Here is a 10,339-nt window from a genome sequence, read left to right as displayed (position 1 = left end):
TCGGCGGGATCGTCAAGAACCCGTGGAAGCCGGTGGTCGAGACCGCCGAGGGCAAGAAGGCCGTGCTGTGGACTTCGGGATGGACGCCGCGCTATGCCGGCGAGACCGTCTACCTGGCCCGGTCCACCGGCAAGCAGCTGGACGGGCCGCTGGTCAAGATGCGCCCCCAGGACCTCGACGCCGGCTCTATGGAGACCGTCTTCCCATGGCGGGAGTCCGACGGCGACGGCACCACCGTCGAGTCGCGGGAGAAGATCAGCGAGATCATGATGGGTGTCCGCAACCCGGTGATGCTCATCCGCATCCGGCCCGTCGACGCGGCCAAGGTGGTCAAGCGCAAGGGCCAGGAGAGCTTCAACTTCGGCGACCTGTTCGCCTTCACCAAGGTCTGTTCGCATCTGGGTTGCCCGTCTTCGCTGTTCGAGGCGCAGAGCTACCGGATTCTGTGTCCGTGCCACCAGTCGCAGTTCGATGCACTGACCTATGCAAAGCCGGTATTCGGTCCGGCCGCGCGCGCGTTGGCGCAGCTGCCCATCACCATCGACACCGACGGGTATCTGGTCGCAGACGGCGACTTCGTCGAACCCGTCGGACCGGCATTCTGGGAGCGCACCTCATGAGCCCGAAATTCGGTGATCTGCTGGCCCGCCAGGCCGAGGACATCGACACCCGCTACCACCCGTCTGCTGCGCTACGAAGACAACTCAACAAGGTCTTCCCGTCGCACTGGTCCTTTCTGCTCGGCGAGATCGCTTTGTACAGCTTCATTGTGCTACTGCTCACCGGTGTCTACCTGACGTTGTTCTTCGACCCGTCGATGAACGAGGTCGTCTACGACGGCGTGTACCAGCCGCTGCGCGGGGTGCAGATGTCACGGGCCTACGAGACAGCCCTGAACATCTCCTTCGAGGTGCGCGGCGGGCTGTTCGTGCGCCAGGTTCACCACTGGGCGGCGCTGATGTTCGCCGCGGCGATCATGGTGCACCTGGCCCGCATCTTCTTCACCGGCGCGTTCCGCCGGCCTCGCGAGGCGAACTGGATCATCGGATCGCTGCTGCTGATCCTGGCGATGTTCGAGGGCTACTTCGGCTACTCGCTCCCCGACGATCTGCTGTCCGGCATCGGCCTGCGGGCCGCACTGTCGTCGATCACGCTGGGCATGCCGGTGATCGGCACCTGGCTGCACTGGGCACTGTTCGGCGGTGACTTCCCCGGCACCATCTTGATCCCGCGGCTCTACGCGCTGCACATCCTGCTGATCCCGGGCATCATCCTGGCACTCATCGGAGTGCATCTGGCGCTGGTGTGGTTCCAGAAACACACCCAGTTCCCCGGCCCCGGGCGCACCGAGCACAACGTCGTCGGAGTGCGGGTGATGCCGGTGTTCGCGGTCAAGTCGGGCGCGTGGTTCGCGATGATCACCGGGGTACTCGGCTTGATGGGCGGTCTGCTGCAGATCAACCCGATCTGGAACCTGGGTCCCTACAAGCCATCCCAGGTGTCGGCCGGCAGCCAGCCCGACTTCTACATGATGTGGACCGAGGGGCTGGCCCGGCTCTGGCCGGCGTGGGAGGTCTACTTCTGGCACCACACCATTCCCGGCCCGGTGGGGGTCGCGCTGATCATGAGTCTGGTGTTCGTGCTGCTGATCGTCTATCCGTTCCTGGAGAAGAGGTTCAGCGGCGATTATGCGCACCACAATCTTTTGCAACGGCCCCGCGATGCCCCGGTGCGCACCGGGATCGGCGCGATGGCGATCGCGTTCTACATGGTGCTCACCTTGGCCGCCATGAACGACATCATCGCGTGGAAGTTTCATATCTCCCTGAACGCGACGACGTGGATCGGGCGCATCGCGATGGTGGTGCTTCCGCCGGTCGTCTTCTTCGCCACCTACCGGTGGTGCGTCGGGTTGCAGCGCAGCGACCGCGCGGTGCTCGAACACGGCGTCGAGACCGGCATCATCAAGCGGCTGCCGCACGGCGCCTACGTCGAGTTGCACCAGCCGCTCGGCCCGGTCGACGGGCATGGTCACCCGATTGCGCTGGAATACCAGGGCGCGGCGGTGCCGAAGAGAATGAACAAGCTGGGTTCGGCCGGTACACCGGGCAGCGGCAGCTTCCTGACCGCCGATCCGGCAGCGGAGGATGCTGCGCTGCGCGAAGCTGCCCATGGCGCCGAGCGGCGTGCGCTGACCGCGCTGCGCGAACATCAGGACACTTCCGCTGGGCCAGACGCCTCCCCGGACGACGACCACGACTGAGCGCTGGCGGGTTGCTCGCCCGCCGGCAGCATCTTGTTCATCCGGGTCATCGATGCGACGGCCCGGCGCTGCAACAACACAACCTGGCCGGCGCCCAGCAGGTAGCGGTGCGGCGCCTCGTAGTGCGCCACGTACAGTCGGCTGCGACGCAGCCACAGGGGTATATGCCGGTTGCAATTGATCAGGTTCTGGGTGCTGGTGAGCAGGGTGTCGGGCAGGTCCTGCTTGAATTCGGGATGTGGCACCGCCGTGCAGATCCGATTGCGCCGCTCGTCACCGACGTTCAGCAGCTCCAATCGGGCGATCAAGGCGGCGCTGAACGTCTGCTGGCACATCAGGACGGACTGCAGTGTGATCCGGCCCGGCGAGAACAGCGGCCGGGCAGCCACTTTGGCCAGTCCATCGGTCGAGCAGTCGATGAAAAGGCTGTCTCGTTCCGCAGCGATCGTCCCACCGTCCAGCTGGATCTCACCGGGGCCGAGGCGCTGCACCCGGCCCATCCGGACCACATCGCCGACCCGGCGCAGGCTGGTCAACTCTCGTTCGTCCACCGTCGCGCAGCGCCACTTCGCCGGCAGGCTTTCGGTGTCGATCCGCCAGAGGATCCCCCGGCGTTCCAGCTGCAGGAAGACGTCGTCGATGTCCGTGGCGTCGGCGATGCTGCGCACCATGGACGCGATCATCGACAGCGCACGCCCGGGCTGGATGGTGGCACGGTCGAACAGCCACGCGTCGTGGGGCACGATCCATTGAATTCGATCCGGGGCAACACCCCGGTCCAGCAGGAACAGGATCGCGTCGATACCGGTCTTCCCGGCGCCGACGACGACGTAACGTGCCCACGGCCGGCTGATCCGGGCCAGGCCGTTGGGCGGTATCACCGTGACATCGGAATCGACCGCGTAGCGGGGCGGGCACACCGACGGCACGCTTACCTTCATGTACGTGCCGTCCACGATCCTGCGGTGCACAGTGACCCTTTTGACCCCGGTGACCCGATCGCGGTCGACCGTGGAGACGATCCGGCCGTCGGGCTGATACTCGCTCATCGAGAGAAACCGCACCCGGCCGGTGGCCAGAAAACGGTCCATCGCGTTGCGGTAGTAACCGAGGATCTCACCGTACGAGGCGAGGTCTTCGCCACCGTGCCCCAGCCGCGTCGAGTTCAGGCCGTAGAACGCGGCCGGCTGGTGCAGCCGCACGAACGGATAGGCGTCGTTCCAGTGGCCGCCCGGGCTGGCGTGCCGGTCGACGATGACGATGCGCGCGCTCGCGTCCCCGGCGAGGATCACGTCAGCAAAAGCCATACCCATGCCACCGGCACCCAGGATCAGATAGTCGGTGTCCAAATGCTCCGAGTCCCCTGTTCCCGGCGCAGGACTAGCGGAAAGCGTTGATTCGTCCAATAGCGTGTCCGATCCCGGCGTCTTGTCGACGGCCGCCGATCGGGCTGCGGCGGCCTGCGAGAACCACATTGTCCCGCTCGCGTCCGAGTGTATTGACAACACCGGACGACGGCTTGACAGTAGAGGACATGTCAGTGATCCGGGGCACCTGCCTGACCGGTTATCCGGCGCTGGTGGCCGAACGCGGGGGCGACCCCGGGCCGCTGCTGGCCCGGGCTGGTATCGACCCGGCCGATGTCGGCTGCTTCGACGCGTTCATCACCTATCTGGCCCTGATTCACGCGGTCGAATCCGCGGCCGCAATAACCCGAACACCTGACTTCGGCCGCAGACTCGCCCGACGTCAGGGCATCGAGATCCTCGGCCCGGTCGGGGTTGCGGGCCGCACGTCGGAAACGGTCGCGGAGGCGTTCGCGACTTTCGAGCAGTACCTCGGCGCCTACAGCCCCGCGATCTGCGTGTCGATCAGCCCGGAGCCCGGAAACGCTGACGACCCCGACAACCTCGACGACACGGCATTCCTGGAGTTCAAAATCCTGATACCGCACCCGCCGGCACATCGGCAGACCACTGAGTTGTCACTGGGCGTGGCGCTGCAGGTGCTTCGTTTTCTACTGGGCGCTGGTTACGCGCCGACGTTGGTTGACCTTCCGCATACACCGCTGACGGCATCTGCGGACTATCGTCGCTACTTCGGGTGTCCAGCTCGATTCTGTTCTAGCAAAGCGGGTTTCACTCTTGTGGCCGACCATCTACACAGGCGGTTGGTCAGGGACGAGATGGCGCACCGCGTGGTGCTCGACTATCTCGGCACCGTCGTCGACCGGCACCGGCCAACGATGTCATCGTCGATACGTGAACTCATCCGACAACTGTTGCCGACAGGTCGCGCAACCGTCCCGGTGATCGCGGGCCAGTTTCGACTGCATCCCAAAGCATTGCGACGCAGGCTCGCCTCCGAGGGAACGACGTTCAACACCGTGGTCGACGATGTGCGGCGTGAAACCACGGAGCGTTATCTGCGGGACACCGATATGGCCCTGACCCATCTCGCCCGCCAACTGGGTTATGCCGAACAGAGCGTCTTGTCCCGGTCGTGTCAGCGCTGGTTCGGCACCAGCCCGTCAGCGCTGCGGGAGCAGTGGCAGAAACGGGCCTGATGTCCTTTACTGTCAAAGCCTCGTCCCGTGTTGTCAAGACATTCCGGCCCTGATCCGGGCAGCGCGCGGATCCCGCTGCACTATCACACCGGCGCGGTAGATGCTTGGACCATCAGCGGCTGCTGGCGTTACAAGGAATATGCCGACCAGCCGCAGACCGCCGGATCTTATCTGTATGAGCCGGCGTCGTCCGTGCACACGCTGGAGTGCCCGGAATCCAACACCGAAGACACCGTTGTCCTCTTCCGGGTCAGCGGCTCCAACGTCAACTTCACCGACGACGGCCAGTTCCACTCCGTCCTCGACGCGGCCCTGATCTGCCAGCTGACCGGCGTCATGGCCGAAGAGCAAAAGCTGGGACCCGTCACCTACGTCGCCGGCGGCGCAGTCGGTTACACCACAGTGGATGCATGATGCGCGGTGCTGATGCCGGACTCCAATCTCGGCGTCGCGGATCGAGTCGACATCGAGATGGGTGCGCGCCCACCGCGCAGCCCCTGCACATCCCAGCGCAGCAATCTGCGCTCGGCGATTGCGGCGAACTGGAAACCGATAGTGCGTTGGAGTCAACCCGGCTCAGTGTCGCGGCCGGGACGCCGCGGGCAACTGACGCAGCTGCCGCAGATACCGCCACGGGATCACCGGTGTCGCCGCGGTGACCAACCCGGCGACACCGTAGCTCGCCCAGGCGGCACCGTCGTCGCTGATGGCCATCAGGTAGGTAGCCGTTGCGACGGCAATCAGCGCGGCGCCGATGACGCTCACCAATTCGGTGGTCCCCCGCAGCCAGACACGCTCCGCCGCGGTGTCGTTCAACCGGATCGGCCGCGCGGCGGTGCCGGATCCGCCGGTGGTGGGGTCAGCGGACCCTGGGTATGGCGTGCGTTCAGGCGACCGGACCGGCGCAGCACCACCGCGAGGCTCCGGCGGTGGGAAGCCAGCCGGTCGTGTTGCGGGCCGTGCCGACCCAATCGACCCCAGCGGGGAGGTGCGACGGGCTCGCAGCAGCACCGGAACGGCCGCCAGAATGATCAGCGCGGAAACGCCGATGACGATGTACAGCAGCCCGGTGTGCGGGTTCTGCATCGGTTTGTGGAAACCGCGGCCGAGGTCGACCAGCGCCACGGCAGCGGCCGCGCTCATCCCGAGCAACACCAGCCAGATCAGCGCACACAACCCGACCAGGATCCGGTCGACGTTCTCCGACGAACGTCCGGCCCTCGCCCACCAGGTATGCGAACCCCTGCCGATCATCCACAACTCGCCTGCGGGCCGTCGTTGGCGTTGGAGAACAGCACCGTTCCGTCGTTGGTCGTTATCGAGCAGTTGAGCCTGCTCAACCGCAACAGGCTAGACGCTTCCACCGACCCGACCTCGGACCGCGAGATCGGCGTCAGGGTAAGCGACCAAGGGATATACGCATTGCGCAGTGTTTGGCGCTGCCCGGAGGGCCCGATGTAGGTGATCGTGATCTGATCGAAGGGCGCTTTGGTTCCGGTCACCGAGTAGGTGATCTGCCGCGGCCCGGCCGGGGTAGTCGTCGTCGTAGTCGACGTGGTCGTCGTCGTGGTCGTCTCAGGTGGCTGCGTCGTGGTTTCCGGTGGAGCTTCGACCGGTGGGGGGGCCGTCGTCTCGGGCTCCGGCGGCGGGGGCGGCGGCTCCTCGCTCGGCGGCGGAGGCGCGGGCGGCGGTGTGGTGGTGATGATCTCGTCCTGCACCGGCGGCAGCGACGGGGTGCTGGTGATGGGGGTGGCGGGCGTGGCGAGGTCGTCGGTCTCGGTGCGGACGAAAAGCAGCGCCACCGACACCACCAGGGCAACCGCCGCGATAATGACGGTGACACCGACCACCCAGGGCCAGCGCGGCGGTCGGGCCTGCGCGCCCTGGCCGCCTTCTGTGTCGGATTCGTCGCGCACCTCGTAGCTGTCGTAGTCGTACAGGTGCGGGTCGATCGGCACGTACGGGCCGCTGGTGAACTGCTCGAACTCAGGCGCCGAGTAGGCCCGCGAGTGCCTGTACGGCCCGGTCTCGCCCGTCTCGCCACCCCGGGCCTCGTCCGAGACCGACAGACCGTTACCGGATTCGGCTTCCCCAGATCCCAGCTCAGGAGGATTCGGCCCGCTCATTCCCGTCTATCCTTTTCTGGCCACGTTGCTCGTCGGTGCATCGGCAACCCTACCCAACCGGGTCGGCGCGAGCGCCCCGGTGAACCGGAGACCGGACAACTGAGAGCAACTGAGAGCAACTAAGAGCAACTGATGCCCCGATTATGGCGCAGATTCAGCCGGATCAGTGTTTCTCGGGCCCGATGTAGTACTCGAAGACCAATCCGGCCGCGGCCGCCAGGATGAACACCACGCCGGCGGCGATCAACCATGGCAGCCACAGCGCGATCCCGACCGCGGTGACCGAACCGGCCAGCGCAACCATGATCGGCCACCAGCTGTGCGGGCTGAAAAACCCCAACTCCCCCGCACCGTCGCTGACCTCCGCGCCCTCGTAGTCTTCCGGGCGGGTATCGAGCCGGCGGGCCACGAAGCGGAAGAAGGTGGCCACGATCAGCGCCATCACCCCGGTCAAGATCAGCGCGGTGGTGCCGGCCCATTCCACACCGCCGGTGGCGAACAGGGTGGTCAGGACAGCGTAGATTGCCCCGACCACGATGAAGAAGCTGGCCACGAACTCGAATAACCTGGACTCGATGCGCATGAGGTGTCCCTATTTGGTGCTCGCCCGGGAGACCTGCTCGCCGCGGCGGGTGTCGAACGGGTGGGTGGTGACAGCCACCGGCGGCAGATCGATCGTCTCCAGCGCCTGCGCGTTGGTCTTCCCGGAGATTCGTTGGTCCAGGTAGGCCTTGAAGTCGTTGGGCGATACCACCCGAAGCTCGAAGTTCATCATCGAGTGGTAGGTGCCGCACAATTCGGCGCACCGGCCGACGAACGCCCCGGTCCTGGTGATCTCGGCAACCTGGAAGGTATTCACTTGATTGTTGGCCTTGGGATCGGGCATCACGTCACGCTTGAACAGGAATTCCGGAACCCAGAAGCTGTGCACGACGTCAGCCGAGTTCAACACGAACTCGATGCGCTTGCCGGCGGGCAGCACCAGCACCGGGACCTCGCTGGTGGTGCCCAAGGTTTCGACCTTGTCGAAGTTGAGGTAGGTCCGGTCTTCGGCATTGAGTCCGTGCAACGGGCCGACCAGCTCTTCGCCGTGTTTGTCGACGCCCTCGGGCTTGGACCGCATCGCCTGCTTGCGCGCCGGGTCGGCCCCGGCGTAATTAAGGGTGCCATCGTGGAAATCGACCTTCTGGTAACCGAACTTCCAGTTCCACTGGAACGCCGTGACGTCGATCACGACCTCAGGATCCGCGTCCTGGTGCAGTATTTTCTCCTGGACCACCACGGTGAAGTAGAACAGGACCGCGACGATCAGAAACGGGGTGACGGTGAGCACCACCTCCAGCGGCATGTTGTAGCCGAACTGGCGTGGCAGTTCGGTATCGCCTGGCTTTTTGCGGTGGAAGGCCGCGCTCCAGAAGATCAGGCCCCAGACGATCGAGCCGATCACCAGCGAGGTGATCACCACGCCGATCCACAGGCGATAGTTGGCGTGGGCTTCCGGGGTGATCCCCTTCGGCCAGCCGAGGCCCAGCACATCGGTCCAGCCGCATCCGCTGAGCGTGAGCGCCAACACACCCAGCGTGCCGGTCAGCGCCAATCGCCGAAACCGTGTCACGTTGGCGCCTCCTGTGTCACAAGTCGGGCCGGCTGAACACCCCAGCTGCGGGGGCAGGCCGGCGGGTGCGGTGGAGCAGTCGAATACTACGCAGCGTAGACCACCGGACGGCGCCGGGTTCGGCCCACCCGTGTGCGGCATACTCAAGACACAATGTGTGGACTGCTGGCCTTCGTGTCCGCTGTGCGTGATCCGGACGGCCCGGATATCACTGACGCGGTAACCCGCGCGGCACATCTGATGCGGCACCGCGGCCCCGACGAACTCGGCGCCTGGGCCGGCCCCGGTGTCGTGGTGGGCTTCAACCGGCTGTCCATCATCGATATCGAGCATTCCCACCAGCCGCTGCGGTGGGGTCCACCGGAGCATCCGGGCCGGTATCTGCTGGCGTTCAACGGCGAGATCTACAACTACCTGGAGCTGCGAGCCGAGCTGGCCGCGGCGCACAACGCCGCGTTCGCCACCGACGGCGACGGCGAGGCGATCGCCGCCGCCTACCACTACTGGGGCGCCGAGGCGATACCACGGTTTCGGGGCATGTTCGCCTTCGCGCTCTGGGACACCCACGCCGGCCAGTTATTCTGCGCGCGCGACCCGTTCGGCATCAAACCACTGTTCCTCGCGACCGGGCCCGGCGGTACCGCGGTGGGCAGCGAGAAGAAGTCGCTGCTGGAGCTGTCCGAGCTGGTGGGATTCGACACCGGGATCGATCTGCGGGCCCTGCAGCACTACACGGCGCTGCAGTACGTGCCGGAGCCCGAGACGCTGCACCGCGGTATCCGCAAGCTGGAGTCGGGCTGCTACGTCCGCATCCGTCCCGGTCACCCCGGGCCGGAGGTCACCCGTTATTTCGTGCCCCGCTTCGCCGCCACGCCGATCACCCGCGGCACCGAGCAAGCTCGCTACGACGAGATCACCGCGGTGCTGGAGGATTCGGTCGCCAAGCACATGCGGGCCGACGTTACCGTCGGGGCGTTTCTATCCGGCGGCATCGACTCCACGGCGATCGCGGCACTGGCGATCCGGCACAACCCCCGGCTGATCACCTTCACCACCGGCTTTGCGCGCGAAGGATTCTCCGAAGTCGACGTTGCCGCCGCATCCGCCGAGGCGATCGGCGCGCGGCACGTGGCCAAGGTGGTCAGCCCGGAAGAATTCGTCACCGCGCTGCCCGAGATCGTCTGGTATCTCGACGACCCGGTGGCCGACCCGGCACTGGTTCCGCTGTTCTTCATCGCCCGCGAAGCTCGCAAGCACGTCAAGGTGGTGCTGTCCGGTGAGGGTGCCGATGAGCTGTTCGGCGGCTACACGATCTACCGGGAACCGTTGTCGCTGAAGCCCTTCAGCTACCTGCCTGGACCTCTGCGACTCTCGATGGAGACGCTGTCGCGAGCGTTGCCGGACGGCGTGCGCGGCAAGAGTCTGCTGCATCGCGGGTCGCTGACCTTGGAGCAGCGCTACTACGGCAACGCCCGCAGCTTCTCTGACGCGCAACTGCGAGCGGTGCTGCCCGGCTTCTCCCCGGGCTGGACCCACACCGATGTGACCGCGCCGCTCTACGCGCAATCGGCCGGCTGGGACCCGGTGGCCCGGATGCAGCACATCGACCTGTTCACCTGGCTGCGCGGTGACATCCTGGTCAAGGCCGACAAAATGACCATGGCCAACTCGTTGGAGCTGCGGGTGCCGTTCTTGGACCCGGAGGTGTTCGCGGTGGCGTCGAAGTTGCCGTTGTCTGCCAAGATCACTCGCACCACCACCAAGTACGC

Annotated in this window: 10 protein-coding genes; 5 read left to right on the top strand and 5 right to left on the bottom strand. The window is 65.8% G+C overall.

Features of this window, described 5'->3' with window-relative positions:
- Positions 1-620, top strand: a 620-nt coding sequence (locus tag AC2VON_RS25915; protein WP_486955372.1) for a QcrA and Rieske domain-containing protein, incomplete at its 5' end; no start/stop codon positions are given.
- The gene (gene qcrB / locus AC2VON_RS25910) at positions 617-2,263 is read left to right on the top strand and encodes a cytochrome bc1 complex cytochrome b subunit (RefSeq protein ID WP_486955371.1); all 1,647 of its coding nucleotides are present in this window, start codon (positions 617-619) and stop codon (positions 2,261-2,263) included. The genes AC2VON_RS25915 and qcrB, both read left to right, overlap by 4 nt.
- Here the strand turns inward: qcrB and AC2VON_RS25905 are convergent.
- A complete protein-coding gene (locus tag AC2VON_RS25905) occupies positions 2,212-3,738 on the bottom strand; it encodes an NAD(P)/FAD-dependent oxidoreductase (protein ID WP_486955370.1) in 1,527 nt (508 codons plus the stop codon). The genes qcrB and AC2VON_RS25905 overlap by 52 nt on opposite strands.
- Positions 3,739-3,797: 59 nt before the next feature.
- On the opposite strand from AC2VON_RS25905, the gene AC2VON_RS25900 reads away from it, so the two are divergent.
- Both AC2VON_RS25900 and AC2VON_RS25895 read left to right on the top strand, forming a co-directional pair.
- Positions 3,798-4,829: an AraC family transcriptional regulator gene (locus AC2VON_RS25900; protein ID WP_486955369.1), complete on the top strand. Its 1,032-nt coding sequence runs from the start codon at positions 3,798-3,800 to the stop codon at positions 4,827-4,829.
- A gap of 27 nt (positions 4,830-4,856) precedes the next feature.
- Complete coding sequence (locus tag AC2VON_RS25895; protein WP_486955368.1) at positions 4,857-5,243, top strand: 2,4'-dihydroxyacetophenone dioxygenase family protein; 387 nt, start codon at positions 4,857-4,859, stop codon at positions 5,241-5,243.
- 162 nt (positions 5,244-5,405) lie between these two features.
- On the opposite strand, the gene AC2VON_RS25890 is transcribed toward AC2VON_RS25895, so the two are convergent.
- The 4 genes from AC2VON_RS25890 to ctaC form a co-directional block, all read right to left on the bottom strand.
- Complete coding sequence (locus tag AC2VON_RS25890) at positions 5,406-6,083, bottom strand: DUF2561 family protein (protein WP_486955367.1); 678 nt, start codon at positions 6,081-6,083, stop codon at positions 5,406-5,408.
- Complete coding sequence (locus tag AC2VON_RS25885; RefSeq protein WP_486955366.1) at positions 6,080-6,955, bottom strand: MmpS family transport accessory protein; 876 nt, start codon at positions 6,953-6,955, stop codon at positions 6,080-6,082. The genes AC2VON_RS25890 and AC2VON_RS25885 overlap by 4 nt, the downstream gene beginning before the upstream one ends.
- Positions 6,956-7,118: 163 nt before the next feature.
- Entirely contained in the window at positions 7,119-7,538 is a 420-nt protein-coding gene (locus AC2VON_RS25880; protein ID WP_486955365.1) for a cytochrome c oxidase subunit 4, read from the bottom strand.
- A gap of 9 nt (positions 7,539-7,547) precedes the next feature.
- Positions 7,548-8,615, bottom strand: a complete 1,068-nt coding sequence (gene ctaC / locus AC2VON_RS25875) for an aa3-type cytochrome oxidase subunit II (protein WP_486955373.1) — start codon at positions 8,613-8,615, stop codon at positions 7,548-7,550.
- A gap of 108 nt (positions 8,616-8,723) precedes the next feature.
- On the opposite strand from ctaC, the gene asnB reads away from it, so the two are divergent.
- Positions 8,724-10,339 (top strand): asparagine synthase (glutamine-hydrolyzing) (gene asnB / locus AC2VON_RS25870; RefSeq protein ID WP_486955364.1); only part of this gene is annotated, 1,616 nt, incomplete at its 3' end.

This window comes from Mycobacterium sp. TH-M82 (assembly GCF_057473605.1).
The sequence above is the reverse complement of the archived record's forward strand: the minus strand, read 5'-3'. Positions and strand labels throughout refer to the sequence as shown.